We start from the raw sequence: 25,914 nt of genomic DNA on the forward strand, positions 1-25,914 counted from the left end.
GCGGCGCAAAATCCCCTCTGTCCTCCCCGGGAATTCGTGTAAGGTTGCGGCAAATGACCAGCAGAGTCACCCGAAGAGGCCCCATGACCGAGAGCGCACTGGCGGATCAGATCCGCGAGAAAATCATTGCCGACCCCGATGCCATTCTGGAAGATCACGACCTTATGAAGGCGCTGATTGCTGCGAATGAACGCGCGATGGGCACCAATATCATCGATCTGCGCGGCGTCGCGATGGAGCGGCTGGAGGCGCGGCTCGACCGGCTGGAGGACACCCACCGTTCGGTGATCGCCGCCGCCTATGAGAACCTCGCGGGGACCAATCAGGTGCATCGCGCGGTGCTGAAGATGCTGGATCCGCTGGAGTTTGAAGAATTCCTGAAAAACCTCGGCACCGAAGTGGCCGATATTCTGCGCGTCGATTGCGTGCGCCTCGTGCTGGAAAGCCCGCGGAATGAGGATGACCCGGCGCTGAACCGTCTGGGCGATGTGCTTTGCGTGGCGGAACCGGGCTTCATCGCGGAATATATGCGCGGCGGGCGCAATGCGCAGCCGCGCACCGTGGTTTTGCGCCAGACCCTGCCGCAAAGCCATGCGATCTATGGGGATTCCGCTGATTGGATCCGGTCGGAGGCGCTGATGCGGCTCGATTTCGGCCCCGGCCGTCTGCCCGGCCTGTTGGTGATGGGCGCCGAAGACCCGCATCTGTTCAAACCCTCGCAAGGTACCGATCTGCTGAGCTTTTTCGCCGGGGTGTTTGAGCGCGCGATGCGCCGCTGGCTCGGCTGATGGCGGCGCTGCCACCGCTTGGTTTCTCGCCCGCCCTGGGCGAGGCGCTGAACCGCTGGCTGGACCATCTGCGCGCGCTTGAGGGCGCGTCAGAGGCCACGATCACCGCCTATCGCACTGATCTGAGCGGGTTTCTGGGCTTTTTGGGCCATCATCACGGCGAGGGGATGGGGCTTGGCCGCCTGGCCAGCCTTGGGCAGTCCGACATGCGGGCCTATCTGGCGCATGAGCGGGCGCGGGGCATCGCCGCCCGCTCGCTTGCGCGCCGACTGAGCGCGGTCAAGAGTTTCATCCGCTGGCTGGCCGAGCGCGAGGATTTTGACGCCACCGCCGTTCTGTCGGCCCGCGCGCCGAAATTTTCCCGCAAACTGCCGCGCCCGCTCAGCGAAGAGGCGGCGCGGGCGGTGATTGCGCAGGTGGATGTGCAGGCGATGGTGCCCTGGATTGCCGCGCGGGATGCGGCGGTGATCACCCTGCTTTACGGCTGCGGCCTGCGGATCTCGGAGGCACTGGGCCTGACCGGGGCCGACGCCCCCCTGCCCGAGGTTTTGCGCATCATCGGCAAGGGCGGCAAAGAGCGCATTGTCCCGGTGCTGCCCGCCGCGCGTGCCGCCGTGGCGGAATATCTGCGCCTTTGCCCCTATGCGCCCAGGCCCACGGGGCCGCTCTTTCTCGGCGCGCGGGGCGGGGCGCTGAACCCGCGGCTGATCGCCAAGGCGATGGAGATGGCGCGCGGCGCACTGGGGCTGCCCGCCAGCGCCACGCCGCATGCTTTGCGCCACAGCTTTGCCACGCATCTGCTCTCTGCGGGCGGCGATCTGCGGGCGATCCAGGAATTGCTGGGCCATGCCTCGCTGGCGACGACGCAGGTCTATACGGCCGTCGATACCGCCCGCCTGATGGAGGTTTACGCCCGCGCGCATCCCCGCGCCTGATACAAGTGCCGCGGGCCCGGCACCGGGCACGACCCACCGCCCGCAACCCACCGGCGAGCTCCCCGGCCATACCGCCCCCATAGGGCGAAATTGCCCGGTATTTTCAGCATTTCATCGCAAGGCTGCCGCAAAACCTCATCAACGGTTAAGGTCTCGGCGCCATCGATAGAGGCAGGGCTCAACCAGAAAGGTATCCCATGACCCTGATTTCGATGACATCCCTGGCGGGAGCGTCGTGGGCCGGTCTTCAGCAGCTGCAGGGCACGCAGCAGAGCAAAAGCACCGCCGCCACCACCGATTTCGCCAGCGGGTCCGGCGCTGCGTCCAACGCGACGCAAGCCACCGAAGGACGTCCCCCCGCAGGTCCGCCGCCCGGCCCGCCTCCCGGCACCGGCGCCAGCGCAAAATCCCTGTTCGACGCGCTGCGCACCGACAGCGATGGCGATACGGATGGCGACAGCGCCCTCTCGGGCAGCGCCGAAAGCACCGAAAGCGCAGCGGGCGCGTTGCTCTCCCAGATTCTCAGCGCCGCCGATTCCAACGCCGATGGACAGGTGTCCGCGGATGAGTTGGGCGCCTTTACCTCTGCGCTGACCTCGGCAGATGGCCCCCACAGCAGCGAGGCGACAGGCGCCGCCACCGGAACCGCGGACGCCCGCGAGGGCAATGGTCCGCACGGCCCCTCCCCCGAGGAAAGCGCCAGCACCACGAAGGCGGCCGACAGCGTCTATCGATCCCTGTTCGAGGCCCGGTCGGCGCAACAGGGTCAGGACAACGTCACATTTGACCGCAATCGGGCGAACCAGTTCCTCAACCTGCTGTCGGAGGTGGCCTGACCCCCGGCTTGATCTGACAGGGCGACGCGCGACCTCACCCCCAACAGCCCGTGGCCCTGAAAACACCCTTGCCCGTCCGGCCGCACCTCACCCCCGCCGCCGCGCGCGCACTGACCACCTGCAAGCGCCGATGGACCCTCCCCCGGGGTCCATCGGCGCCGAGGCCCCACCGCGCCATGCTGCACAAGGCCCCGCCCCGCGCCGCCGCGCCACGGTTTTTCGGGATTTCCGATAACTTGCGCCGCAAGCATTGCCTCAACCGGCAGATTGCGGCATGACGGGCACATGACACCGCGCCTGAAAGCCCTCTTCGTTCATCTGCTCACCGCGACCGGCGCCGTCCTGTCGATGCTGGCGATGCTTGCCGCCGTTCAGGAACAATGGAGCCTGATGTTCCTTTGGCTTGTCGTGGCCCTTGTCGTCGATGGCATCGATGGCCCGTTGGCGAGACGCTATGATGTCAAGCGGAACTGGCCCACCTATGATGGCGTGCTGCTGGATCTGATCATCGATTATCTGACCTATGTCTTCATTCCGGCCTATGCCTTGTTCAAATCGGGCGTGCTTCCGGGCTGGACCGGCTGGATCGCGATCATCGTCATCACCTATGGGTCGGTGATCTACTTCGTCGATACGCGCATGAAAACCAAGGATAATTCCTTTGCAGGCTTTCCGGCCTGCTGGAATATGGTGGTGCTGGTGCTCTTTGCCGTGCAGCCGAATTTCTGGATCGTGCTGGGGATCGTTGTCGCCCTCGCGGCCACGATGTTCACCAATCTGAAATTCATCCACCCGGTGCGGACCGAGCGGTGGCGCATGCTCTCGCTGCCCGTCGCTTTGGCCTGGACCGGCTTTGCCGCCTGGGCGGCGGTGGATGATTTCCACCCCGGCAGCTGGGCGCATTGGGGGCTGGTGATCACCTCGCTCTACCTCCTCCTGGCTGGCATCGTGCAAGAGCTTTTTCCCCGCCGCACCTGACCACGCGCCTGACCGGCAGCCTGTTACGGCGGCCTGTTACGGCTGCGTTGCTCTGCACTGCGGCATCCCGATCGGGCATGATCTGGCGCAAAGCTGCGTGAGATCGGCGGCGGCAGAGGACAAATCGTCGATTATCTGCTAAGATGACCCCACGTCAATATCCTGGGGCCGATGCGCCACCGCGCTCTGCCCGTCACTCTTTCGAGATGAGGGAGACACGTCATGGTCGCAACAATCGGCAATCCTCTGTCCTGGGCCGCGGCATCCTTGGGCCGAAGTCGGCACCGGATCAGCGATGGCACCGGTGAAATCATCGGCGACGACGCCGCGCCGGTCACCCTGAACAAACTTGAACTCGCGGACATTTCTGTCGCCCTGCGCAAGGGGCTGGACGATTTCATGGCCTTGCGCACCGATGTGATGTTCATCGTGCTAGTCTATCCGGTGATCGGCCTGCTGCTCGTACGCCTCGCGCTGGACCGCGACATGCTGCCGCTGCTGTTCCCGCTCGTCTCGGGCTTTGCCCTGCTGGGGCCGCTCGCCGCCATCGGGCTTTATGAGATGAGCCGTCGGCGCGAGCAGGGTGTGGAGACCGGCTGGGGCGACGCCTTTGCGATTCTGACCTCGCCGTCGTTCTTTCCGATCCTGCTCCTTGGGGGCTATCTGCTGGCCGCCTTTGCCGTCTGGATGGTGACGGCATATTTCATCTTTGCGATGACGATGGGGCCGGAATCCCCCGCCTCGGCCAGTGCCTTCCTGCGCGATATCTTCACGACCGGCGCGGGTTGGGCGATGCTGATCATCGGGATGGCAACGGGCTTTGTCTTTGCGGCCTGTGTGCTGGCCGCCACGCTGATCTCGTTTCCGCTGCTGATCGACCGGCATGTCGGCGTCGGCCGCGCGGTGGTCGCCTCGCTGACATTGGCGCGGCAAAACCCGGTGGTCACCGCCGCCTGGGGGGCCACTGTCGCGGTGTTGCTGGGGCTGGGGGTGATGACCTTCTTCATCGGCCTCATCCTCGTGCTGCCGGTGCTCGGCCATGCAACCTGGCATCTCTATCGCCGTGCCGTGGTTCCGGCAGAGCCGCTGCCACGCCGCTGATCACATGAAAAAGGCGCGCCACCCGGGCGCGCCTTTCCACTGGCAAGGGCCTTCAGCCTCAGCTCAGCGCGGCATCACAGCGCGCGCAGGTGCCCGCATGTGCATGGCTGCCGACATCCGGCAGGATCTGCCAGCAGCGCTCGCATTTCTCTCCCGAGGCCAGCTCGAACACCACGCCGACGCCCGGCACTTCCGGCAGGCGGAAGGCCTCGGACGGGGCCGGATCGGCCGAAAGCGACAGATCCGAGGTGATGCAGAGCCCGGCGAAATCCACCGATTTCAGCGCGGCCAGCACTTCCTTGTCCTCGACATGCACCACCGGCGCCGCCTCAAGGCTGGCCCCGATCACCTTGGCGGTGCGCTGCACCTCCAGCGCGGCGGTCACCACCCGGCGCACCTGCCGGATCTGTGCCCATTTCGCCGCCAAAGGTTCGTTCAGCCAATCCGCCGGGGTCTCCGGCATGTCCTGCAGATGCACCGAGCTGTCGGCCCCCGGGAAGCGCGAGAGCCAGACGTCTTCCATCGTGAACACCAGGATCGGCGCGAGCCAGGTGGTCAGCCGGTGGAACAGGATATCCAGAACCGTCCGCGCGGCACGGCGGCGCAGCGCCCCCGGCGCGTCGCAATAGAGCGCATCCTTGCGGATGTCGAAATAAAGCGACGAGAGGTCCACCGTGCAGAAGGTGAACAGCGTCTGGAACACGCCCTGGAAATCATAGGCGGCATAACCCTTGCGCACCTGCTGGTCGAGTTCGGCCAGACGGTGCAGCACCCATTGCTCCAGCTCCGGCATCTCGGCCGGGGCGACCTTTTCGGCCTCGGTAAAGCCCGCAAGGTTCCCCAACAGGAAGCGCAGGGTGTTGCGCAGCCGGCGATAACTGTCCGCCGTGCCCTTCAGGATCTCTTTGCCGATCCGCTGATCCGAGGTGTAATCGGCCTGCGCCACCCAGAGCCGCAGGATATCGGCGCCGTAATCCTTGACGATTTCCGCCGGAACGATGGTGTTCCCCAGCGATTTGGACATTTTCATGCCCTTTTCGTCCAGGGTGAACCCATGCGTCACCACCCCGCGATAGGGCGCGCGTCCCTTGGTGCCACAGGCCTGCAGAAGCGAGGAATGGAACCAGCCGCGGTGTTGGTCGGTGCCTTCCATATAGACATCGGCAATGCCATCCGCCGTGCCATCGGCGCGGTCGCGCAGCACGAAAGCATGGGTCGAGCCGGAGTCAAACCACACGTCGAGCACATCGCGCACCAGCACATAAGCCGCCGGATCATAAAGCCCGCCGAGCATCTTTTCCTTGAAGCCCTCGGTGTACCAGACATCCGCGCCCTCAGCCTCAAAGGCATCGGCGATGCGGGCATTCACCGTAGCATCGCGCAGCAGGAAATCGGCATCCGTCGGCTTCGCCCCGGCCTTGGTGAAGCAAGTCAGCGGCACGCCCCAGGCGCGCTGACGCGAGAGCACCCAATCGGGCCGCTGCGCGATCATCGCATGCAGGCGGTTACGGCCGGTGGCCGGCGTGAATTTCACCAGCTCCTCGATGCTTTTCAGCGCGCGCTGACGGATCGTGGTGCCATGCTCGTCCATGCCATCATTCAAATCCTTGTCGATCGCGACAAACCATTGCGGCGTGTTGCGATAGATCAGCGGCGCTTTCGAGCGCCAGCTGTGCGGATAGCTGTGCTTGATCTTGCCCTTGGCGAGCAAAGCGCCCGCGCCATGCAAGGCCTTGATATTGGCGACATTGGCCGGGCCTTCCTTGCCCTCGGCGGTGATGATCGCGAGACCGCCGAACAGCGGCAGATCGGCGCGGTAGCTGCCGTCCGGCTCGACATTATAGGTCATTGGCAGGCCGAATTTCAGCCCCATCTGATAGTCGTCATCCCCATGGCTCGGCGCGGTATGCACAAAGCCCGTGCCCGCATCCTCGGTCACATGGTCGCCCGGCAGCATCGGCACGTCAAAGTCCCACTCGCCCGCGCCGCCCTCAATCCCCGCATAGGGATGCGCGAGGGTCATGCCTTCCAGCGCCGCCGCCGACACATCGGCCAGGCGCGTGTGGCTTTCCACCTTGGCCGCGGTGAAGATCGAGGCTGCCAACGCATCCGCCACGATGATCTTCTCGCCGGTCCTGGCGGTGGCATTCTCGGCCACATCACCGATCTCATACAGCCCATAGGCGATCCCCGGGCCGAACGAGACCGCGCGGTTCTGCGGGATGGTCCAGGGCGTGGTGGTCCAGATCACCACCGAAGCGCCCGCAAGGTCGCCCGCTGTCACCGGGAAACGCACCCAGATCGTATGCGAGGTCAGGTCGTGATATTCCACCTCGGCCTCGGCCAGAGCGGTCTTTTCTACCGGCGACCACATCACGGGTTTTGAGCCCTGATAGAGCGAGCCGTTCATCACGAATTTCATGAATTCCTGCGCGATCACCGATTCCGCATGGAAATCCATCGTCAGATAGGGGTCATTCCAGGTGCCGGTGATGCCCAGACGCTGGAACTCCTCGCGCTGGATATCCACCCAGCCCTCGGCAAACCTGCGGCATTCCTGCCGGAAGGTGACGATGTCCACGTCATCTTTGTTCAGCCCCTTGGCGCGGTATTGCTCTTCGATCTTCCATTCGATCGGCAGACCGTGGCAATCCCAGCCCGGCACATAGCGCGCATCGCGACCCATCATCTGATGCGAGCGCACGATCATGTCCTTGATCGTCTTGTTCAGCGCGTGCCCGATGTGCAGATGGCCATTGGCATAGGGGGGGCCGTCATGCAGCGTAAAGGGCACGCGGCTGCCGTCGGCGGCCTTGGCGCGCAGGCGGTCATAGATGCCCATCTCCGCCCAGCGCGCCAGCCATTCCGGCTCGCGTTGCGGCAGACCGGCGCGCATCGGGAAATCGGTTTCGGGCAAAAAGACGGTATCGCGGTAATCGACAGTGGTTTCAGGCGTATCGGCGCACATGGAATTTTCCTAAAGCAGGGGGGTGTCGGGCGCGCAAAGCGCCCGGGCATGGCTCATCTCCCGGCAACCCTGACGCGTCAGAGCGCCGGGCCGGTAATTCGTGCGGATATGCGCAGATGCCAGATCATGCCCGCCTTATAGAAGTGCCCGCCGCACCCGGCAAGTGGGGGCGCACCCGGCAAGGGCAGCACCCGGCGCTTTTGCATTGCTTCGTTCTAAATATCCCCGCCGGAGGCTTCCGTGATCGCCGCAGGAGCCTCCGGCGGGGATATTTGCACCGAAGCAAGACTGCGACCTTGCGGCGCTTGCGGCGCGGCGCGCCTCTGCTTATCTCGGGGGCGAAGGAGATCCCGATGCCCCCGAGCCCACTGCCACCGCGTTTTGAGATTACCCCCGAAGAGATCGACCGGGTGGTCGCTGCATTTTACGCACGGGTGCGCGGGCATCACATGCTGGGGCCGATCTTTGGCGCGCATGTCACCGACTGGCCCGAGCATGAGGCGAAGATCGCCGCCTTCTGGCGCAATGCCATTCTCTTTGAGCGCGGCTATGAGGGCAGCCCGATGATGGCGCATCGCCGGGCGGGGGATGTCAAACCGGGGCATTTCCCGGTCTGGCTCGGCCTGTTTGACGACACATTGCGGCAAGAGCTGGACCCGCTGGCCGCCGCGGGCTGGTCGGCGCTGGCGCATCGGATCGGTCAGGGGCTGAAACAGGGCGTTGAGGATATCGGGCGCGCGCCCGGCGAGGTACCGAAGTTCTTTTAGGCCTTGTCGCGGCCAAAGAGCCCGGTCAGCGCCCGGCCGACAAGATTGGTCACCCGCGGCTTTGGCAGCGCCACAAACGGCATCGGCCGGCAGACCTCCATCGCGGCAATGCCCACCCGGGCGGTCAGCGCGCCATTGACCACCCCCTCGCCAAAGCGGCGCGAGAGTTTTGACAGGATGCCGCCGCCCGCCATCGTCTCCAAAAGATCATCACCTGCCGCCACCGCACCGGTGGCCACCAGATGCGTCAGCACCGTGCGCGCCAGCCGCCAGCTGCCAAAGGTGCCCGCGCGGCCGCCGTATATCTCGGCCAGCCGCCGGATCATCCGCAGATTGGCGGTGAGTGCCGCCACCACATCCGCCAGCGCCAACGGCACCAGTGCCGTCACCGTCGCCACAGTGCGCGCCGCGGCCTCCACCTCGGCGCGGGCGGCGGTGTCCAGCGGCGCCATCAGTTCGGTTTCGGTCAACAAGAGCAGCGTGTCAGGATCAAAGGCCTCTGCCCGCCGCTCAGACAGACGGTTCGTGGCCCAGCGCATATCCTCGCGTTTGGCATAGAGCGTCAGCAGTTGATCCACCACCGCATCCGCCGCCTTGCGGTCAGATCCGGCGGCGGCCTGCATCACGGCGCGATGCACCTTGTCCAGCCGCGCCATCCGCGCCCAGGCCCGCAGCTCGCGGCCAATGACCAGAAGCGCCGCCAGCAAGAAGGCCAGCGTCAGCCCGGTGCCGATATAGCCCAGCACCGGATGCGCCGCGATCAGCGCCGTCAGCGCGTTCCACGCCGCCAGCCCGAGGAAAAAGCTGAACGCCGCCCCCGCACTTTGCCAAAAGAACCGCGCGAGGCGCGAGGGGGGGCGCGCCGCCAGCCGTGCTGCCATCTGCATCGCCCGGCCCTGCGGCAGGGGCGCCCCCGCATCGTCGATCAGCGGCGCCTCGGCGGGGCCCATCGGGGCGCCCAGCGGGCCGGGCGCCAGATCCTCGGGCTCAAGCTCGATGACAAGCGGTGCTTTCGGTGGCTGGCTCATAGAAGATCCCCGATCAGGAATTGCGCGGCGCGGTCGAGGCGGATGTGCGGCGGCCCCTCGCCCGGGCGCAGATGCAGCGGCGCGGGCGCAAAATCCATCGCCTGAAAGCGGTCTTGCGGCCAGTCGGCGGCGCCCTGGCGGGCGGGGGCCAGAAGGCGGGCGGGGTCGGCGGGCAGATCGCCCGCATAAAACGCCGCCTGTTTGCCGCCGGGCAGATGGCCGCGCACCATGTCCAGGGACTCGCCCCGGCTGGGGCGGGTCTCCTCGACCGTGGTGCGCAGGCTGGCGATGGACATCGCCGCGGTGTCGGCGCCCGCGAAATCCGCCCGGTCGCGCGCATCGCGCAGCAAGGCCGCCAGAATCGCCGTCAGTTTCGTATGTTGGTTTTGATGCAGATGGTCGGCCTTGGTGGCGGCGAACAGGATCCGCTCGACCCGCTTCCCGCCGAGAAGGCTGGCGAGCCAGGCGGTTTTGCCGGGTCGGAACGCGGTCAGGATCTGCGCCATCGTGCGGCGCATGTCTTCCAGCGCCGCCGGGCCGTGATGCAGCGCTCCGAGCACGTCCAGCAGCACCACCTGCCGATCGATCTTGGCGAAATGATCGCGAAAGAAGGGGCGCACGATCCTGGCCTTATAGGCCTCATAGCGGCGCTCCATCTCGCGCCAGAGGCAGCCGCGCGGGCAGGGTTCGGGCTGCGGCAAGGGCGCGAAGGTCAGGACCGGAGAGCCCGCCAATTCGCCCGGCAGCAGGAACCGCCCCGGTGTGCAATCCGACCAGCCCGCCGCGCGGGCCGCCTGCAAATGCGCGGTGAAGGCGCGGGCAAGCGCCTGGGCCTGCGGCTCGTCCAGCGGGGCGGCGGGGTCGGTGGCGGTGACCGCGGCGCGATAGGCCGCGGCCTCCGGCGGGGCGGTATCGCTGCGGGATTCCAGCCGCGACAGGGTTTCGGCCGACCATTCCGCATAGGATTTCTCCATCAGCGTCAGGTCGAGAAGCCATTCGCCGGGATAGTCCACGATGTCCAGATGCAGCCGCCGCGCGCCGCGCAGCCCGCCCAGCAGACCGCGTGGGCGCAGGCGGAACGAGAGCCGCAGCTCGGACACCGCCTTGGTGCCCTCGGGCCAATAGGGCGCGGGGCCGGTCAGCGCCGCCAGATGGTTTTCATAGTCAAAGCGCGGCACGGTGTCGTCCGGCTGCGGTTGCAAAAAGGCCGCGCTGATCACATCGGCCCCGACCAGCCCGGGCATGCGGGCGCGGTCCATCAGATTGGCGACGAGGCAGGTGATGAACACCGTCTTGCCCGCCCGCGACAGGCCGGTGATGCCAAGGCGGATGGTCTGATCGAACAGCGCGCCGGAAACCGCATCGCCCAGATCGCTGCCCAATGTGCCGATACGGTCGGCGATGCGCGCCATGCCCCTGCCCCACTCTTGCTTGCCCCGAACATAGGCATTCCCGGCGCAGGTTTACAGGGGAACTGTGCAGATCCGCAGCCCGGAGCGCTGCGGCGGACTTGTCAGCGGGGGCGGTGGCGCGCTATGGGGCGGCATGCCCAGATATGCCCTCAAGATCGAATATGACGGTGTGCCCTTTGCCGGATGGCAAAGGCAGAACAATCACCCCTCGGTGCAAGGTGCCATCGAGGCCGCGCTGGCCAAGATCCAGCCGGGCGAGCACAGCATCGCGGCGGCGGGGCGCACCGATGCCGGGGTGCATGCCACGGCGCAGGTGGCCCATGTCGATCTGATCCGCGACTGGGACACGTTCCGTCTGGCCGGGGCGATCAACCATCACCTCAAGCCCGCACCGATTGCGATTGTCGATCTGGCCCGGGTGGATGACGATTTTCACGCGCGGTTCTCGGCGCGCGAGCGGCGGTATTTCTTCCGCCTTGTCTGCCGCCGCGCGCCGGTGGTGCATGACCGTGGCAAGGTCTGGCAGGTGCTGGCGCCGATGGATGTCGAGGCGATGCGGGCGGGTGCGGCGCATCTGCTCGGGCATCATGATTTCACCACCTTCCGCTCCTCGCTCTGTCAGGCGAAATCGCCGATGAAGACGCTGGATGAGATCCGCATCGAAACCGTTGCCACCACGCAGGGGCAGGAAATCAACTTTCACCTGCGGGCGCGCAGTTTTCTGCACAATCAGGTGCGCTCCATCGTTGGCACGTTGGAGCGGGTGGGCGCGGGCGCCTGGGCCCCTGACCGCGTGGCCGAGGCCCTGGCGGCGCGCGATCGCGCGGCCTGCGGGCCGGTTTGCCCGCCTCAGGGGCTCTATCTTTGTGGCGTGGGCTATCCAGAGGATCCGTTTCAGACGGTGGCTTGACGCGGTGCCTTGACGGGGCGCCTTAACTGGGGCCGGGCACCGCACGGGCGGGGCCGCCCTTGGCCCTGCGCGCAGCCACGACACGGCGGCGTCTGCCCCCCATAGGCATGCCGGCCTGCGCAGCCAGACGGGGCGCGCCCTTTATTCTGCCGGCGTTTTGCTCGCCACGCCCCGGGCTTTGGCCGGGCTGCCCGCGGCCATCGGGGCAAGGGTGGCGGGCTTTGGCGCCTGCACAGCGGGCGGATCGAGCCTGACGGCCTCGGCGGCAGCGTCCCGGGCCTGCTGCGCATCGGGATTTGGCTGATAATCCGCCACCGCCCGCGCAACGGCGCTGAGCACGGCGGCATCGCTGCCCTGCACCACCGCGTCGCGCAACGCCTTGAGCGCACCCGCCATTTCCAGCTCAGACAGAGATGCCTCGCGCACTTTGACGATCTTGTGGTGCGCCGTCGCCTGCACGCCAGGGGCGATCATCAGCTCTTCATAAAGCTTCTCGCCCGGCCGCAATCCGGTCACCACGATCTCGATGTCGCCATCGGGGTTTTCCGCATTGCGCAGCGTGAAACCAGCGGCGGCGATCAGACGCTCTGCCAGATCGCGGATCTGCACCGGCTCGCCCATGTCCAGCACGAAAACCTCGCCGCCTTCGGCAAAGGCCCCGGCCAGCAGCACCAGACGTGCCGCTTCCTGAATGCTCATGAAATAGCGGGTGACCGAGGGGTCGGTCAGGGTGACCGGGCCACCGCGGGCGATCTGCTCCTGAAACAGCGGGATCACCGAACCGGAGGAGCCCATGACATTGCCAAAGCGCACGATGGAGAACCGCGTCTTGCCGGGCCGCGCCGCCAGATCCTGCACCACCAGTTCGGCAAAACGTTTGGAGGCGCCCATGATCGAAGTTGCCCGCACCGCCTTGTCAGACGAGACGAGGACGAAGCGCCGCACCCCGGCGTCGCGCGCCTTTTGCGCCAGAACCGCGGTGCCGAGGGTGTTGTTGGACACGCCGACGCGCGGATTGGCCTCGACCATCGGCACATGTTTATAGGCCGCCGCATGCAGGACAATCTCGACCCGATGCTCCGCCAGCGCATTCTCCACCAGCTTGCCGTCCTGCACAGAGCCCAAAACCGGCACCACCCGCACGCCTGCGGCCTCCGCCAGCACCCGCATTTCAGCCTCGGCGTTATACAGCGCCAGTTCGCTCAGTTCGAGCATCACCAGTTGGCGCGGACGGCAGGCCAGCACCTGACGGCAGAGTTCCAGACCGATCGAGCCGCCCGCCCCCGAAATCAGCACTGAGGCGCCGCGATATTCCTCATAGCCACGGCCCCCGGCATCGCGCAAATGATCGGCGCGCAGCAGACCGTTCAGCCCCGCCGGGGTGAGTTTCTCCAGCAAATCATCGCTGCCCAGAAGCTGGGCAAAGGATGGCAGGGTCTGGACCTCAACCCCCAGTTTTTCAAACCGCCGCGAGAGGTAGGTTTGCTTGTCGGCCGAAAGGTTGGGCATGGCCAGAATGACACGGCTCAGTTTGTAGCGGTCAACCACCTTGGCATATTGCCCGCCCGACATCACCGGCAGCCCGCACAGGTTCAGCCCGCGCAGGGTGGCATTGTCATCCAGGATCACCAAAGGCACGATATGGGGATGGCTGCGCAGCGCTGCGGCCAGCGCCAGCCCCGTGCGCCCTGCCCCGTAAATCGCCACCCGCGTCACTTCGCGGCTGCGCCGGTACATGCCCAGCACGAGGTAGAACAGGCCGCCGCGCAAAGCGATCATCGTCACCATCAAAATCAGGCCAAACGACACCATCACACCGGGATGCCCGATTTCGGCCTGCCCCGACGTGACGGCGAGAACCGCCGTGACGATCACCACACCAATTGCCACGACGGTGCTGCGCAGCACCCCCGAGAGCTGATAATCCTTGAGCGGCGTGAACGGCACGCCCAGGCGGATCGACAGCGCCGCACCAACGCCTGCCGCGACGGCCAGATAGGGGGTAAAATCCGCAAGGAGAGAGAGCGAGCCCCGAGAGGCGGCATGCAGTGACAGGGCCAGAAACAGGGAAAGAGGCACCAGGCAAAAGTCCAACCCCAGCAGGATCAAGGCTTTTTGACGGCGCGTCATGGCGACCAGCGTTCGGATCATCCCCGACTTTCTCTCAAATGGCGTGCGTTGACTGCGGATCCTTTCATGCTCGATTAGAGCAAGTCACAGTTGCAAGCAATCTGCAACAATCGTCTACGCCGCATTGCAGCACTCACGGCCCCTTCCGGGCAACGCTTTTCAAGGTTTTTGCCAGCAAAACCACGTCAAAGCACAGGGTCTGGTGGCGCTGATAGATCAGATCCAGCCGGGCTTTTGCGGGGATGCAGCGACGGCAATAGGCGGAATCCGTCATCTCGGCGGTGCTGCAATCGGCAAGTATGCGCTCTTCGTGCCGGTGATAGACCAGCGAGGCAAGGCCGGTAACGCCCGGCCGGTTGCGCAACACCTGACCATAGAGCGCGGGGAACCGTTCGGTATATTGGCGCAGCGGGGGCCGGGGGCCGACAAAGCTCATATCTCCGCGCAAGATGTTCCACAGCTGCGGCAGCTCATCCAGCCGTGTGCGGCGCAGACGGCGCTGAAAGGCGGACATGCGCCCGGCCTTGTCGCCGCCCGAGACCCCGGCATTTTCGACACTCGCGCGCATGGTGCGGAACTTCAGCAACTCGAACGCCTGATCGGGCCCGCGCATGCGTTCGGACCGGTAGAGCACAGGCCGGCCTTCGCGCAGCGCCAGGATCGCAGCAACCCCCAGAATGGGCACCGCCAGAAGCACCCCGAGCAGCACCGAGAACAGGATGTCGAACAGGCGTTTTGACAGGGTCATGATGTGGCCTCCGGACCATTGGAAGCGGCTGCGGCCTGAACCATGCGCAAATCCGCCAGAATGGCGCGCGCCTGTGCATTGGCGGCCTCTGCACCCGGCAACAGGACATCTGGCCCTTCCGCCGGGCTTGAGGCCGGGACAAGGCCGAGGGCGACGGCGCGGGACACATCCAGCTCAACCGAGGCAATCGCACTGACCGGTGCGGGGCGTGGCACAAAGCGCTCTCCCGCTGCCCGCAGCAGGTCGGCCATCTCCACCGCCCCCGGCAGGGCAAGATTGAGGCGGTCGGGCAGGCTTTCGCCCGCCGCCGCCCGCGCCGCCAGCCGGTCCAGCGCCACGGCGAGCGCCATGGGCCCGATATAGCTGCGCGCGGGGCTGCGCCCGTCGGCAAAGATATCGAGAATGCGGCCTCCGGCAGGGGCCGACTGCCCCAGCAGGGCATCCGCCCCCGCCACATTGCCAATCCGCAAACTGCAGCAAGGTCCGCTTGCTTGCAGGGCCGCCGCCGCTTCCATCTCCTGTTTGGCGATGCCATAGGGCGCAAGGGGCACGGCGGGGCCATCCTCGCGCAGGAGGCCCTGCCCCGCCCCATAGACCGCCGCCGACGAGGCCAGCAGCACCGGATGCCCCGCCGCCGCCGCCAAGGCTGCCAGCGCCAATGTGCTGTTCACCGCCAGATCAGCCGCATTGCCCTGGATGCGGCCCGCCAGCACCAGGGTAACCTCGGCTTGCGCCATCGCGGCGGCCAATGCCTGCGGTTCGGCGAGGGGATCAAGGATCAGATCAATGCCCGGTGCCGCCTGCCGCGCCTGCCAGAGACAGCGCGGCGGCTCGGGCAAGAGCGCAAAGGCCGGGCGCAACAGGCGCGCCAGCCGCCCGTTGCCCCCCAGGATGAGCAGCCGTGCCTTGCCCGACCTGTCCGTCATGTCGCCCCCCGCCTTGTCTGCGCTTTGTGCCGCCATAGCATTGCCCCCGCGGTTGCGGAACCATCTATGCGGGGGCGGGGGCGGTGCGGGGGGGGCGGTGCGGAGGGCAGGCCGTTCGGGACCGGTGCGGAGGCGGCCGCCGCGCGCACCACCACTCTGCCGGTTTACAGGCCCGGACCTTTGCGGCAATCATCGCGCGAAGATGAGGGAGAGAACGATGCGCAAGTTTCTGGTGGTGCTCGACGACACCCGCGAATGTCTGAACGCCATGCGGTACGCCGCAATGCGGGCCGCCCATACGGGCGCCGGGGTCACCATCTTGTCCGTGATCCCGCCGGAAGAGTTCCAGCATTGGCTCGGGGTTGCCGACATCATGCGCGAGGAAGCGCGCGAACGGATCGTGGCGCATTTCGAGGTTTTCGCCAAATGGATGCGCGACCGGCAGGGGGTGGACCCGGAGCTGGTGATCCGTGAGGGCGTGCCCGCCACCGAGATTCTGGATGTGATCGCCAATGATCCGCAGATCGGTGTGCTGGTTTTGGGCGCGGGCACGGATAAATCCGGCCCCGGTCCGCTGGTGACGCAAATGACCCGCAATTCCGGCAGCCTGCCCTGCCCGATGACCATCGTGCCCGGCGAAATGTCGAAAGAGCGGCTGGAGGCCATCACCTGACCCCCGGCCCCCGCTCCCCGAGCTGACGCCCCCCCGGCCTGACACCGCCCGCACGGCAGGCGCCTGGAAAAGGCACATGCGGCATGCACTTTAGAATCGTTCCAAACCTTGACTATGGCAGGGGCAAGGCGCATATCTGGCGCTGACCGAGGAGCTTACCGATGTTCATCCAGACCGAATCCACGCCGAACCCCGCGACCCTGAAGTTTCTGCCCGGCCTGACCGTGCTGGACATGGGCACCGCCGACTTCCCCAGCGCGGAAGCTGCGCAGAAATCGCCGCTTGCCCGCCGCATCTTTGCGGTGCCGGGCGTGACCGGCGTGTTCTTCGGCTCGGATTTCGTGACGGTGACCAAGGATGAGGCCACCGCCTGGGACCATGCAAAACCCGCCATTCTGGGCGCGGTGATGGAGCATTTCCAATCCGGCGCGCCGGTGATGGAGGGCGAAGCCGTCGCCGCAGGCGGCCACGCCGCGCATGACGGCCCCGATGGTGCCATTGTGGCGCAGATCAAGGAACTTCTCGACACCCGCGTCCGTCCCGCCGTGGCACAGGATGGCGGCGACATCACCTTCCACGGCTTTGAGCGTGGCGTGGTCTATCTGCACATGCAGGGTGCTTGCGCCGGTTGCCCCTCCTCGACGCTGACGCTGAAAATGGGGATCGAGAACCTCTTGCGCCACTACATCCCCGAGGTGACCGAGGTACGTCCCGTTGCCGTCTGAGACATTGGTTCTTGGCTTTGACACATCGGCCGCGCATTGCGCGGCCGCTTTGCTCTTGGGCGACCGGGTTCTGGAAACCCGCATTGACGAGATGGCCAAGGGCCAGGTCGAACATCTGATGCCGATGCTGGAGGCGCTGTTGGCACGGCATGGCTATGGCTGGGGCGATCTGGGCGCGCTTGGCGTCGGCACCGGGCCGGGGAATTTCACCGGCATCCGGATTGCGGTGTCCTGCGCGCGAGGGCTGGCGCTGTCGCTCGGGATTCCGGCCATCGGCGTTTCGGCGCTGGAGGCGGCGGCGGAAGGGCTGCCGCGCCCCTGCACCGTGCTGCAGGATGCCAAACGGGGCGAGGTCTACCAGCAGAGTTTCGCGCAAGAAATCAGCGCGCCATGCCTGATGCCGCTGGCCGATCTGTCCCCCCTCGGGGCCGATGTTGCCGTGACGGGAACGGCGGCGGCGGCGGCCGTGGCGCAGGGCCTTGCATCAAGGGTGACAGAGGCCGCGCTGCCCCTGCCCGAAGCCATCGCGCGTATCGCTGCGGCGCGCCACGCCGGCCTGGCGCTGACCGGCCCCTTGGCGCGCCCCGCCCCGCTCTATCTGCGCGCCGCCGATGCGGCCCCGCCCGCCGATCCGGCCCCGGTGATTCTGCCGTGAGCCTGCCCGATGTCGCCGCACTGGCCGCGCTGCATGCTCAATGCTTCAGCACACCGCGTCCCTGGTCTGCCGCCGAATTCACCGATCTCCTTGGCATGACCGGTGTATATCTCTGCGGCGATGCGCAGGGTTTCGTGATGGGCCGCGCGCTGGCGGGCGAGGCGGAACTGCTGACCCTTGCTGTCGCCCCGGCGCTGCGGCGTCAGGGACGCGCGCGCGCGCTCGTGCTGGCCTTTGAGGAGGCTGCCCGGTTGCGCGGGGCTGAAACCGCGTTTTTGGAGGTGGCGGTCGGAAATGACCCGGCCCGCGCGCTCTACGCCGCCCTGGGCTGGCAGCCGCAGGGACGGCGCAAAAGCTATTACCGCCACCCGGACGGGCGTCCGGAAGATGCAGTGGTCATGACGCGGGCACTGGCCCCTGCGTCACCTTCCGACATTCGACCAAGCGGTTAAATTGCTATTGACCAGTTCGTCAGCTTTCGCCCTAATCGCCGCATCCGCAGGCCAATGGCCTGCCAACGGGCGCCCGCCAAGGGCACCATAACAGACCGGGAGATACTGATGACCCTGATGAAAAAACTGCTGGGCGCTGCCGCCTCGCTCGCGCTGACCGCCGGTCTGGCCCATGCCGATCCGGCGCTGATCTTCGACCTCGGCGGCAAATTCGACAAATCCTTCAACGAGGCCGCCTATGAGGGCGCCAAGCGTTGGGCCGATGAGACCGGCGGCAGCTACAAAGAGCTGGAAATGCAGAACGAAGCCCAGCGCGAGCAGGCGCTGCGCCGTCTGGCCGAAACCGGCGCCAACCCGATCGTGATGACCGGCTTTGCCTTTGGCGACGTGCTGAACTCGGTCGCCCCGGATTACCCGGACACGAAATTCGTCATCATCGACATGGTCGTCGATCAGCCCAACGTCTCCTCGGTGGTCTTTACCGAAGAGCAGGGCTCGTATCTCGTCGGCATGATGGCCGGTCTTGCCTCGAAAACCGGCACTGTCGGCTTTATCGGCGGCATGGACATTCCGCTGATCCGCAAATTCTCCTGCGGTTATGCGCAGGGCGCGAAAGCCGCCAATCCGGATATCAAATTCGTCGAGAACATGACCGGCACCACCCCGGCCGCCTGGAATGACCCGGTGAAGGGGGGCGAGCTGACCAAGGCGCAGATCAGCCAGGGCGCGGATGTGATCTTTGCGGCCGCAGGTGGCACTGGCATCGGCGTGCTGCAAACGGCGGCAGATGACGGCATCCTGTCGATCGGCGTCGACAGCAACCAGAACTACCTGCACCCGGGCAAAGTGCTGACCTCGATGACCAAGCGCGTGGACAATGCGGTCTATGATGCCTTCAAGGCGGGCACCGATGTGGCCACGGGCGTGCAGGTCATGGACCTTGCCAAGGGCGGCGTCGGCTATGCGATGGACGACAACAACGCCGCGCTGGTGAGCCCGGAGATGAAGGCGAAAGTCGACGAGGCCGCGGCCAAGATCGCTTCGGGCGAGATCGTGGTTCACGACTATATGTTGGACAACACCTGCCCGGCGATGTAAGCGCGCATGGCAGCGGCAGATATGATGGGGCGGCAGGAAACTGCCGCCCCCACCGTGGTTCCGGCCATTGAATTGCGCGGAATCTCCAAGGCCTTCGGGCCGGTTCAGGCCAACAAGGACATCTCGATCCGGGTGATGCCCGGCACGATCCACGGGATCATCGGCGAGAACGGCGCGGGGAAATCCACGCTGATGTCGATCCTTTACGGATTTTACAAAGCCGATGCCGGCGAGATCCTGATCGCGGGCAAACCCACCGCCATTCCCGACAGCCAGGCCGCGATCCGCGCCGGGATCGGGATGGTGTTCCAGCATTTCAAGCTGGTGCAGAATTTCACTGTGCTGGAAAACGTCATCCTCGGCGCGGAAGATGGGGCCCTGCTGCGCCCCAGCCTGCGCAAGGCCCGCGCCGCGCTGACCGATCTGGCGCGCGAATATGAGCTGAATGTCGACCCCGAGGCGCTGATTGAAGAGCTGTCGGTGGGCCATCAGCAGCGGGTCGAGATCCTCAAGGCGCTTTACCGGCAGGCCGATATCCTGATCCTCGATGAGCCGACCGGCGTGCTGACGCCGGATGAGGCCGATCACCTGTTCCGCATCCTGCGCAACCTGCGCGAACAGGGCAAGACGATCATCCTGATCACCCATAAGCTACGCGAAATCATGGAAATCACCGATACGGTGAGCGTGATGCGACGCGGCGAGATGACCGCCACGGTGAAAACCGCCGAGACCAGCCCCGAACAACTGGCCGAGCTGATGGTGGGCCGCAAGGTGCTGCTCAACGTCCACAAAACTCCGGCCAAGCCCGGCGCGGAAGTGCTGCGGATCGAGAACCTCAGGGTGGTTGATGCCGATAAGGTCGAGCGGCTGAAGGGCATTTCGCTCTCCATCCGCGCGGGCGAGATTCTGGGGATTGCGGGCGTGGCGGGCAACGGCCAGTCCGAACTGCTTGAAGTGCTGGGCGGTTTTGCCAAGGGCACTGGCAGCATCCGGCTGAACGGTGAGGAAATTGACCTGACCGGCACCTCCTCGGATGCCCAGACCCGGCGCGCGCGCGGCATTGCCCATGTGCCCGAGGACCGGCATCATCTGGGGCTGATCCTCGACTTCGCCGCCTGGGAGAATGTCGCCTTCGGCTATCACAACGCGCCGGAATATCAGAAGAACGCGCTGTTCATGGACAATGAGGCGATCCTGGCCGACACCAAGGGCAAGATGGAGCGTTTCGACGTGCGCCCGCCGATCCCGACGCTGGCGGCCAAGAATTTCTCGGGCGGCAACCAGCAAAAGATCGTGCTCGCCCGCGAGATCGAGCGCAATCCCGACCTTCTCCTGATCGGCCAGCCGACGCGGGGGGTGGACATCGGGGCGATCGAATTCATCCACAAACGCATTGTCGAGCTGCGCGACGCGGGCAAGGCGGTGCTGCTCGTCTCGGTCGAGCTGGATGAGATCATGTCGCTCTCGGACCGGATTGCGGTGATGTTTGACGGCCAGATCATGGGCGAACGGCTGCCCGGCGAGACGAATGAACGCGAATTGGGCCTGCTGATGGCCGGGGTGAAATAGACCGATGGAAAAGATGCCGAAATGGGCGGATCTCGCCCTGATCCCGCTCCTCAGCCTGATCCTGGCCTTTGCCATCTCGGGTCTGGTGATCCTCGCCATCGGGGAAAACCCGGTTGAGGCGCTGAAGATCATGATCGAGGGCGCGCTGGGGTCGAGCTATGGCTGGGGATTCACGCTCTATTACGCCACCAGCTTTGTTTTCACCGGGCTGGCGGTGGCGGTGGCCAACCATGCCGCTTTGTTCAACATCGGCGGTGAGGGGCAGGCGACGATGGGCGGCCTCGGGGTGGCGCTGGTCTGCCTGATGCTGCCCTGGACGCATTGGGCGCTGGCGCTGCCGGTGGCCATTCTGGGGGCCGCGCTGTTTGGCGCCGCCTGGGCCGCGATTCCCGCCTGGCTGCAGGCCAAACGCGGCAGCCATATCGTGATCACCACGATCATGTTCAACTTCATCGGCGCGGCGCTGCTGAACTATCTGCTGGTCAATGTCCTGCGCCCGGTGGGCAGCATGGATCCGGCCACGGCCCGCTTTCCGGCGGCCACGCATCTGCCGACGCTGAACGAAATGGCGGCGGGCATCGGCATGGTCTGGGGCAAGAACACCCCGGCCAATATCAGCTTTTTCGTCGCCCTGATCGCCTGCGTCGCGGTCTGGGCGCTGATCTGGCACACGCGGCTCGGCTATCAGATCCGCGCCTTTGGCAAATCGCAGCCTGCGGCGGTCTATGCCGGGATCTCGCCGGTGAAAATCACCCTCTATGCCATGCTGATCTCGGGCGGTCTGGCCGGGATGATGGCGATCAACAACGTCATGGGCGAATCCGAGCGTCTGGTGCTGAATTCGGTCGATGGCGCGGGCTTCATCGGGATTGCCGTGGCGCTGATGGGCCGCAACCATCCGTTCGGCATCCTGCTCGCCTCGCTGCTCTTCGGCTTTCTCTATCAGGGCGGCGGCGAGCTGGCGCTCTGGACCTCGATCCCGCGGGAACTGATCACCGTGATTCAGGCACTGGTGATCCTGTTCACCGGGGCGCTGGACAATATGGTGCGGATGCCGCTGGAGCGCGTCTTCCTCGCGCTCAACCGGAGGAAACGGGCATGAGCTATCTTGATCTGATCCAGATCCTCGGCTCGACCGTGCGGCTGGGGGTGCCCCTGCTGCTGGCCTGTCTGGCCGGGCTATACTCCGAGCGGGCGGGGATTTTCGACATCGGACTTGAGGGCAAGATGCTGGTGGCCGCCTGTTTCTCGGGCGCCATCGCGGCCGTCTCCGGCTCGCCCTGGATCGGCCTTGCGGCCGGGATCAGCGCCAGTCTGCTGTTTGCGGGCATCCACGGGCTGGCGGCCATCACCTTCCGCGGCAATCAGCTGATTTCCGGCGTGGCGATCAACTTTCTCGCCTCCGGGCTGACCGTGCTGATCGCGCAGAAATGGTTCGGTCAGGGCGGGCGCACCCCGCCGCTGTCCGGCGCGGCGCGGTTTGAGCCGATCATCTTGCCCGGCGCCCAGGCGATCAAGGACGTGCCCTTCATCGGGCCGCTCTATCACGGGCTGATTTCCGGGCATTCGGTGCTGGTCTATCTGGCCTTTGCGCTGGTGCCATTCAGCGCCTGGTTGCTCTATGGCACCCGCTTTGGCCTGCGGCTGCGCGCGGTCGGCGAAAATCCGGCGGCGGTGGACACGGCGGGGATCTCGGTCGTGCGGCTACGCTTTGCGGCGGTGGCCATTGCAGGCGTGCTCTGCGGGGTGGCCGGGGCCTATCTCGCCACGGCACTCTCGGCCGGGTTTGGCAAGGAAATGACCTCTGGCCGCGGCTATATCGCGCTGGCGGCGCTGATCTTTGCCAAATGGCGGCCCTGGTATGCGCTGGGGGCCACGATGCTCTTTGGCTTCTTGCAGGCGCTGGCGCTGCGGCCGGACTTTCTGGTCAAGCTCGCCGGGCTGACGGTGCCGACGCAGCTTCTGGAGAGCCTGCCCTACATCATGACCGTTTTCATCCTCGCCGGGTTCGTCGGCAAGGCAATCCCCCCCCGTGCCGGAGGCGAACCCTATGTCAAAGAACGCTGAGACCCTTGCCGCGCTGATCCGCGACCGGGCGGGCGCAGAGCCGCCGAAACTGGGGCTGATCCTCGGCTCGGGCCTTGGCCATCTGGCCGATGCGGTGGAGGGCGTGGCGATAGATTATGCCGATCTGCCGGGATTCCCGCATGCGGGGGTTTCGGGGCATAACCCGAAACTGGTGATCGGCACGCTGGAGGGCCAGCGCGTTGCGGTGTTCGGTGGCCGGGCGCATTACTATGAAAAGGGCGATGCCAGCGTGATGCGGCTGCCCCTCGAGGTGCTGAAGGCGCTCGGCGCGGAAAGCCTGATCCTGACCAATGCCGCCGGGTCTTTGCGCCCCGACATTCCGCCGGGCAATCTGATGATGCTGAACGATCACATCAACTTCTCCGGCTCCAACCCGCTGTTTGGCGAGCCGACGGATGCCCGCTTCGTCCCCTTGAGCGAGGCGCATGACGCGGCCATCCGCGCGGGTCTGGCCAAGGCCGCCGGAGCCGAGGGGGTCGAATTGGCCGAGGGGGTCTATTGCTGGTTCTCCGGCCCCTCCTTCGAGACACCGGCCGAGATCCGCATGGCGCAACGCTGGGGCGCCGATGCGGTGGGCATGTCGACGGTGCCGGAGGTGATCCTCGCGCGGTTCCTCGGGCTGCGGGTGGCAGCGGTCTCGGTCATCACCAATATGGGCGCCGGGCTGAGCACGGAAGCGATCAGCCATGAGCATACCAAGGCGATGGCACCTTTGGGCGCGGCCAAGCTGGAAAAGGTCCTGCGCCGCTATCTGCGCGATCTGGTCTAAGCCAGTGACCAGCGTTGAGATCCGTCCCGCGCGGGCCGAGGACCGGGCGGGCTGGCTGCCGCTCTGGCAGGGGTATCTGGATTTTTACCAGCAGACCCTGCCCGAGGCACAGACCGATCTGACCTTTGCCCGCGCGCTCGACCCTGCCGAGTCGCTGCATCTCGTGATCGCAGCGCGCAACGGGCAGTGTCTCGGCTTCGCCGCCTATGTCCTGCACCGCTCGACCTGGGCCGCGACCTGCTATTGCTATCTCGAGGACCTCTTCGTCGACCCCGCCGCGCGTGGACAGGGGATTGCTGCCGCCCTGATCGAGGGAGTGACCGAGGCGGCGCGCGCGGCGCAGGCCGAGCGGCTCTATTGGGTGACCGACGCGGAGAACAGGACCGCGCAAAAGCTCTATGACCGGCTGGCGACGCGCAGTTCCTTCGTTCAATACCGTCGCCCGCTCTGAGGCCGCTATCCGCCCAAAAGCGTCGCAAACAGCCGCCAAGTGCCTTTATTTATTGACGATAAGGTTGGTCGAGGATGCAGCTTAGCCACAGTCAGGCCTTCGTCTCCGGCCCATAGACGCTTTGGCCGCCAGAGCGTTTGACGCTGCTGCACATCCGGGCAAGAGTGGTAAAAAACCGCCGTCAGGGCCCTGATACATGCAGATCTACCTTCCGATTGCCGAAGTTTCGGTCAATGCCTATGTCCTGTTGGGGCTGGGCGGGATCGTCGGCATCCTGTCCGGGCTGTTTGGCGTTGGCGGTGGCTTTCTGATCACGCCCTTGCTGTTCTTCATTGGCATCCCGCCGACGGTGGCGGTGGCGACCGGCGCCAATCAGGTTGTGGCCTCGTCGGTCTCGGGCGTGCTGGCGCAGCTGAAACGCAAGGCGGTGGACATCCCGATGGGGCTGGTCCTACTGGTCGGCGGCCTCTGCGGTTCTGGCATGGGGATCTGGGTTTTCAACTTCCTCTCCGCGCTCGGGCAGATCGACCTCGCGGTGCAACTCTCTTATGTGCTGTTTCTGGGGCTGGTCGGGCTGCTGATGTTTCAGGAATCCCTGCGCGCGATGCGCCGGGCCCGCAAGGGCATCCGCAGCACCGGCAAGCGGCATCAGCATGGCTGGGTGCATAACCTGCCGCTGAAGATGAAATTCCGCGCCTCCGGCCTTTATATCAGCGTCATCCCGCCCTTTATCGTCGGGCTGTTTGTCGGCGTTTTGGGTGCGATCATGGGGGTCGGCGGCGGTTTCATCATGGTGCCGGCGATGATCTACCTGCTGGGGATGCCGACGAAAGTGGTGATCGGCACCTCGCTGTTTCAGATCCTGTTTGTCTCCGCTTTCACCACGATGATGCATGCGATCACCAACCAATCGGTCGACGTGGTGCTGGCGCTGATGTTGATCGTGGGCGGGGTGATCGGCGCGCAGATCGGCGCCCGGCTGGGGGCCAAGATGAAGGCCGAGCAGTTGCGGGTGCTGTTGGCGGCGATGGTCCTTCTCGTTGCGGGCAAGCTGGCGCTCGACCTTTTGATCAAGCCCTCCGAGGTGTTCTCGATCACCGTCACGGGGGTTGAATGATGCGCCGGATTGCCGTTCTCGCGCTGGCCGCGGCGCTGGTGCTGCCGGTCTCGGCACCACGGGCGGAAGAAACCGTGGTGGCGGGCCTCAGCCAGAACTCCATCGGGATCACCGCCAGCTTTGACGGTTCGCAAATCCTGATCTATGGCGCCGTGAAACGCGAGACGCCGATGCCCTTGGACAGTTCGCTGCAGGTGATTGTCACGGTGGAAGGGCCGCCGGGGGCGCTGACCATCCGCAAGAAAGAGCGGCGCGCCGGGATCTGGGTGAACACCGAAGCCGTGGGCGTGGCGGGCACGCCCAGTTTTTACGCCATCGCCTCCACCGCGCCCCTGAGCGAAATTCTGAACCCCGATGAAGATGTGCGCCAGCGCATCTCGATCCCCTTGGCGCTGCGCTCCTTTGACGGGCCGCTCGAGGTCTCGGATGCCACCCCATTCACCGAGGCGCTGCTGCGGATCCGTGAGGATGAGGGGCTCTATAACCTGAATGAAACCGGCGTCGCGCTGGAAGAAGAGACGCTGTTTCGCGCCGATTTCACCCTGCCCGCCAGCCTGACCGAGGGCGATTACAAGACCCGGATGTTCCTGCTGCGCGACGGCAAGGTCATTGACCAGCACCGCGCGGCAATCCATGTGCGCCGCGTGGGCCTTGAGCGGTTCGTCTATGCGCTGAGCCAGGAAAACCCGATGGCCTATGGCGCCATTTCACTGGTGCTGGCGGTGGTGGCGGGCTGGACGGCCTCGGCCGTGTTCCGGATGTTCAACAAATAGGCCGGATGGCGGGG

25 protein-coding genes are annotated in these 25,914 nt (G+C 65.7%); 19 read left to right on the forward strand and 6 right to left on the reverse strand.

The window, feature by feature from the left end:
• Window positions 1-83 precede the first annotated feature (83 nt).
• From ACEN2S_RS13060 to ACEN2S_RS13080, 5 genes are all read left to right on the forward strand, one after another.
• Entirely contained in the window at window positions 84-788 is a 705-nt protein-coding gene (locus ACEN2S_RS13060; RefSeq protein ID WP_441866599.1) for a DUF484 family protein, read from the forward strand.
• Complete coding sequence (locus ACEN2S_RS13065; RefSeq protein ID WP_441866600.1) at window positions 788-1,723, forward strand: tyrosine recombinase XerC; 936 nt, start codon at window positions 788-790, stop codon at window positions 1,721-1,723. Before ACEN2S_RS13060 ends, ACEN2S_RS13065 begins: the two co-directional genes overlap by 1 nt.
• Before the next feature lie 197 nt (window positions 1,724-1,920).
• Complete coding sequence (locus ACEN2S_RS13070) at window positions 1,921-2,559, forward strand: hypothetical protein (RefSeq protein ID WP_441866601.1); 639 nt, start codon at window positions 1,921-1,923, stop codon at window positions 2,557-2,559.
• A gap of 285 nt (window positions 2,560-2,844) precedes the next feature.
• Window positions 2,845-3,537, forward strand: a complete 693-nt coding sequence (locus ACEN2S_RS13075; RefSeq protein WP_441866602.1) for a CDP-alcohol phosphatidyltransferase family protein — start codon at window positions 2,845-2,847, stop codon at window positions 3,535-3,537.
• A 222-nt stretch (window positions 3,538-3,759) separates the two neighbouring features.
• The gene (locus ACEN2S_RS13080) at window positions 3,760-4,638 is read left to right on the forward strand and encodes a DUF2189 domain-containing protein (protein ID WP_441866603.1); all 879 of its coding nucleotides are present in this window, start codon (window positions 3,760-3,762) and stop codon (window positions 4,636-4,638) included.
• Window positions 4,639-4,696: 58 nt separating this feature from the next.
• Here ACEN2S_RS13080 and ileS read toward each other — a convergent pair whose 3' ends face one another.
• A complete protein-coding gene (gene ileS / locus ACEN2S_RS13085; protein ID WP_441866604.1) occupies window positions 4,697-7,606 on the reverse strand; it encodes an isoleucine--tRNA ligase in 2,910 nt (969 codons plus the stop codon).
• A 353-nt stretch (window positions 7,607-7,959) separates the two neighbouring features.
• Here ileS and ACEN2S_RS13090 point away from each other — a divergent pair, with 353 nt between their 5' ends.
• Window positions 7,960-8,373, forward strand: coding sequence for a group III truncated hemoglobin (locus ACEN2S_RS13090; protein WP_441866605.1), 414 nt, complete (start codon window positions 7,960-7,962; stop codon window positions 8,371-8,373).
• Here ACEN2S_RS13090 and ACEN2S_RS13095 read toward each other — a convergent pair.
• Complete coding sequence (locus tag ACEN2S_RS13095; protein WP_441866606.1) at window positions 8,370-9,401, reverse strand: YcjF family protein; 1,032 nt, start codon at window positions 9,399-9,401, stop codon at window positions 8,370-8,372. The two genes, ACEN2S_RS13090 and ACEN2S_RS13095, sit on opposite strands and share 4 nt — an antisense overlap.
• The gene (locus ACEN2S_RS13100) at window positions 9,398-10,813 is read right to left on the reverse strand and encodes a YcjX family protein (protein WP_441866607.1); all 1,416 of its coding nucleotides are present in this window, start codon (window positions 10,811-10,813) and stop codon (window positions 9,398-9,400) included. The genes ACEN2S_RS13095 and ACEN2S_RS13100 overlap by 4 nt, the downstream gene beginning before the upstream one ends.
• Before the next feature lie 133 nt (window positions 10,814-10,946).
• Between ACEN2S_RS13100 and truA the strand changes: the two genes are divergently transcribed.
• Window positions 10,947-11,723, forward strand: a complete 777-nt coding sequence (gene truA, locus ACEN2S_RS13105) for a tRNA pseudouridine(38-40) synthase TruA (RefSeq protein ID WP_441866608.1) — start codon at window positions 10,947-10,949, stop codon at window positions 11,721-11,723.
• 141 nt (window positions 11,724-11,864) lie between these two features.
• Here the strand turns inward: truA and ACEN2S_RS13110 are convergent, their stop codons facing one another.
• The 3 genes from ACEN2S_RS13110 to ACEN2S_RS13120 all read right to left on the reverse strand — a co-directional run bounded on the left by ACEN2S_RS13110 (window position 11,865) and on the right by ACEN2S_RS13120 (window position 15,527).
• Window positions 11,865-13,874, reverse strand: coding sequence for a polysaccharide biosynthesis protein (locus ACEN2S_RS13110; RefSeq protein WP_441866609.1), 2,010 nt, complete (start codon window positions 13,872-13,874; stop codon window positions 11,865-11,867).
• Window positions 13,875-13,986: 112 nt separating this feature from the next.
• A complete protein-coding gene (locus ACEN2S_RS13115; RefSeq protein WP_441866610.1) occupies window positions 13,987-14,601 on the reverse strand; it encodes a sugar transferase in 615 nt (204 codons plus the stop codon).
• Window positions 14,598-15,527, reverse strand: a complete 930-nt coding sequence (locus ACEN2S_RS13120; RefSeq protein WP_441866611.1) for an NAD-dependent epimerase/dehydratase family protein — start codon at window positions 15,525-15,527, stop codon at window positions 14,598-14,600. The genes ACEN2S_RS13115 and ACEN2S_RS13120 overlap by 4 nt, the downstream gene beginning before the upstream one ends.
• Window positions 15,528-15,744: 217 nt before the next feature.
• Between ACEN2S_RS13120 and ACEN2S_RS13125 the strand changes: the two genes are divergently transcribed.
• From ACEN2S_RS13125 to ACEN2S_RS13180, 12 genes are all read left to right on the forward strand, one after another.
• Window positions 15,745-16,200 (forward strand): universal stress protein, encoded by a 456-nt coding sequence (locus tag ACEN2S_RS13125; RefSeq protein WP_441866612.1) that lies wholly within the window; start codon window positions 15,745-15,747, stop codon window positions 16,198-16,200.
• 161 nt (window positions 16,201-16,361) lie between these two features.
• Complete coding sequence (locus ACEN2S_RS13130; protein ID WP_441866613.1) at window positions 16,362-16,925, forward strand: NifU family protein; 564 nt, start codon at window positions 16,362-16,364, stop codon at window positions 16,923-16,925.
• Window positions 16,915-17,580 (forward strand): tRNA (adenosine(37)-N6)-threonylcarbamoyltransferase complex dimerization subunit type 1 TsaB, encoded by a 666-nt coding sequence (gene tsaB / locus ACEN2S_RS13135; RefSeq protein WP_441866614.1) that lies wholly within the window; start codon window positions 16,915-16,917, stop codon window positions 17,578-17,580. Before ACEN2S_RS13130 ends, tsaB begins: the two co-directional genes overlap by 11 nt.
• Window positions 17,577-18,032 (forward strand): GNAT family N-acetyltransferase, encoded by a 456-nt coding sequence (locus tag ACEN2S_RS13140; protein WP_441866615.1) that lies wholly within the window; start codon window positions 17,577-17,579, stop codon window positions 18,030-18,032. Before tsaB ends, ACEN2S_RS13140 begins: the two co-directional genes overlap by 4 nt.
• Window positions 18,033-18,140: 108 nt before the next feature.
• Window positions 18,141-19,130 carry a BMP family lipoprotein gene (locus ACEN2S_RS13145; RefSeq protein WP_441866616.1) on the forward strand — a complete coding sequence of 330 codons (990 nt, stop codon included), beginning with the start codon at window positions 18,141-18,143 and terminating at the stop codon, window positions 19,128-19,130.
• Window positions 19,131-19,136: 6 nt separating this feature from the next.
• Complete coding sequence (locus ACEN2S_RS13150; RefSeq protein WP_441866617.1) at window positions 19,137-20,702, forward strand: ABC transporter ATP-binding protein; 1,566 nt, start codon at window positions 19,137-19,139, stop codon at window positions 20,700-20,702.
• 4 nt (window positions 20,703-20,706) lie between these two features.
• Window positions 20,707-21,804: an ABC transporter permease gene (locus tag ACEN2S_RS13155; RefSeq protein ID WP_441866618.1), complete on the forward strand. Its 1,098-nt coding sequence runs from the start codon at window positions 20,707-20,709 to the stop codon at window positions 21,802-21,804.
• Entirely contained in the window at window positions 21,801-22,769 is a 969-nt protein-coding gene (locus ACEN2S_RS13160) for an ABC transporter permease (RefSeq protein WP_441866619.1), read from the forward strand. Before ACEN2S_RS13155 ends, ACEN2S_RS13160 begins: the two co-directional genes overlap by 4 nt.
• Window positions 22,753-23,559: a purine-nucleoside phosphorylase gene (locus tag ACEN2S_RS13165; RefSeq protein ID WP_441866620.1), complete on the forward strand. Its 807-nt coding sequence runs from the start codon at window positions 22,753-22,755 to the stop codon at window positions 23,557-23,559. The genes ACEN2S_RS13160 and ACEN2S_RS13165 overlap by 17 nt, the downstream gene beginning before the upstream one ends.
• 4 nt (window positions 23,560-23,563) lie before the next feature.
• Window positions 23,564-24,010 carry a GNAT family N-acetyltransferase gene (locus ACEN2S_RS13170; RefSeq protein ID WP_441866621.1) on the forward strand — a complete coding sequence of 149 codons (447 nt, stop codon included), beginning with the start codon at window positions 23,564-23,566 and terminating at the stop codon, window positions 24,008-24,010.
• Window positions 24,011-24,206: 196 nt separating this feature from the next.
• The gene (locus ACEN2S_RS13175; protein ID WP_441866622.1) at window positions 24,207-25,127 is read left to right on the forward strand and encodes a sulfite exporter TauE/SafE family protein; all 921 of its coding nucleotides are present in this window, start codon (window positions 24,207-24,209) and stop codon (window positions 25,125-25,127) included.
• Window positions 25,124-25,900 carry a TIGR02186 family protein gene (locus tag ACEN2S_RS13180; RefSeq protein WP_441866623.1) on the forward strand — a complete coding sequence of 259 codons (777 nt, stop codon included), beginning with the start codon at window positions 25,124-25,126 and terminating at the stop codon, window positions 25,898-25,900. The genes ACEN2S_RS13175 and ACEN2S_RS13180 overlap by 4 nt, the downstream gene beginning before the upstream one ends.
• The last annotated feature ends 14 nt before the right edge of the window (window positions 25,901-25,914 follow it).

It is taken from the genome of Phaeovulum sp. W22_SRMD_FR3, from assembly GCF_052113705.1.
Lineage (GTDB): Bacteria > Pseudomonadota > Alphaproteobacteria > Rhodobacterales > Rhodobacteraceae > JBGQOG01.

Coding starts and splice junctions, on each gene's coding strand:
- ACEN2S_RS13060 (WP_441866599.1), top strand. CDS start 84: ATGACCGAGAGCGCACTGGCGGATCAGATCCGCGAGAAAATCATTGCC.
- ACEN2S_RS13065 (WP_441866600.1), top strand. CDS start 788: ATGGCGGCGCTGCCACCGCTTGGTTTCTCGCCCGCCCTGGGCGAGGCG.
- ACEN2S_RS13070 (WP_441866601.1), top strand. CDS start 1,921: ATGACCCTGATTTCGATGACATCCCTGGCGGGAGCGTCGTGGGCCGGT.
- ACEN2S_RS13075 (WP_441866602.1), top strand. CDS start 2,845: ATGACACCGCGCCTGAAAGCCCTCTTCGTTCATCTGCTCACCGCGACC.
- ACEN2S_RS13080 (WP_441866603.1), top strand. CDS start 3,760: ATGGTCGCAACAATCGGCAATCCTCTGTCCTGGGCCGCGGCATCCTTG.
- ileS (WP_441866604.1), bottom strand. CDS start 7,606: ATGTGCGCCGATACGCCTGAAACCACTGTCGATTACCGCGATACCGTC.
- ACEN2S_RS13090 (WP_441866605.1), top strand. CDS start 7,960: ATGCCCCCGAGCCCACTGCCACCGCGTTTTGAGATTACCCCCGAAGAG.
- ACEN2S_RS13095 (WP_441866606.1), bottom strand. CDS start 9,401: ATGAGCCAGCCACCGAAAGCACCGCTTGTCATCGAGCTTGAGCCCGAG.
- ACEN2S_RS13100 (WP_441866607.1), bottom strand. CDS start 10,813: ATGGCGCGCATCGCCGACCGTATCGGCACATTGGGCAGCGATCTGGGC.
- truA (WP_441866608.1), top strand. CDS start 10,947: ATGCCCAGATATGCCCTCAAGATCGAATATGACGGTGTGCCCTTTGCC.
- ACEN2S_RS13110 (WP_441866609.1), bottom strand. CDS start 13,874: ATGATCCGAACGCTGGTCGCCATGACGCGCCGTCAAAAAGCCTTGATC.
- ACEN2S_RS13115 (WP_441866610.1), bottom strand. CDS start 14,601: ATGACCCTGTCAAAACGCCTGTTCGACATCCTGTTCTCGGTGCTGCTC.
- ACEN2S_RS13120 (WP_441866611.1), bottom strand. CDS start 15,527: ATGACGGACAGGTCGGGCAAGGCACGGCTGCTCATCCTGGGGGGCAAC.
- ACEN2S_RS13125 (WP_441866612.1), top strand. CDS start 15,745: ATGCGCAAGTTTCTGGTGGTGCTCGACGACACCCGCGAATGTCTGAAC.
- ACEN2S_RS13130 (WP_441866613.1), top strand. CDS start 16,362: ATGTTCATCCAGACCGAATCCACGCCGAACCCCGCGACCCTGAAGTTT.
- ACEN2S_RS13145 (WP_441866616.1), top strand. CDS start 18,141: ATGACCCTGATGAAAAAACTGCTGGGCGCTGCCGCCTCGCTCGCGCTG.
- ACEN2S_RS13150 (WP_441866617.1), top strand. CDS start 19,137: ATGGCAGCGGCAGATATGATGGGGCGGCAGGAAACTGCCGCCCCCACC.
- ACEN2S_RS13155 (WP_441866618.1), top strand. CDS start 20,707: ATGGAAAAGATGCCGAAATGGGCGGATCTCGCCCTGATCCCGCTCCTC.
- ACEN2S_RS13160 (WP_441866619.1), top strand. CDS start 21,801: ATGAGCTATCTTGATCTGATCCAGATCCTCGGCTCGACCGTGCGGCTG.
- ACEN2S_RS13165 (WP_441866620.1), top strand. CDS start 22,753: ATGTCAAAGAACGCTGAGACCCTTGCCGCGCTGATCCGCGACCGGGCG.
- ACEN2S_RS13175 (WP_441866622.1), top strand. CDS start 24,207: ATGCAGATCTACCTTCCGATTGCCGAAGTTTCGGTCAATGCCTATGTC.
- ACEN2S_RS13180 (WP_441866623.1), top strand. CDS start 25,124: ATGATGCGCCGGATTGCCGTTCTCGCGCTGGCCGCGGCGCTGGTGCTG.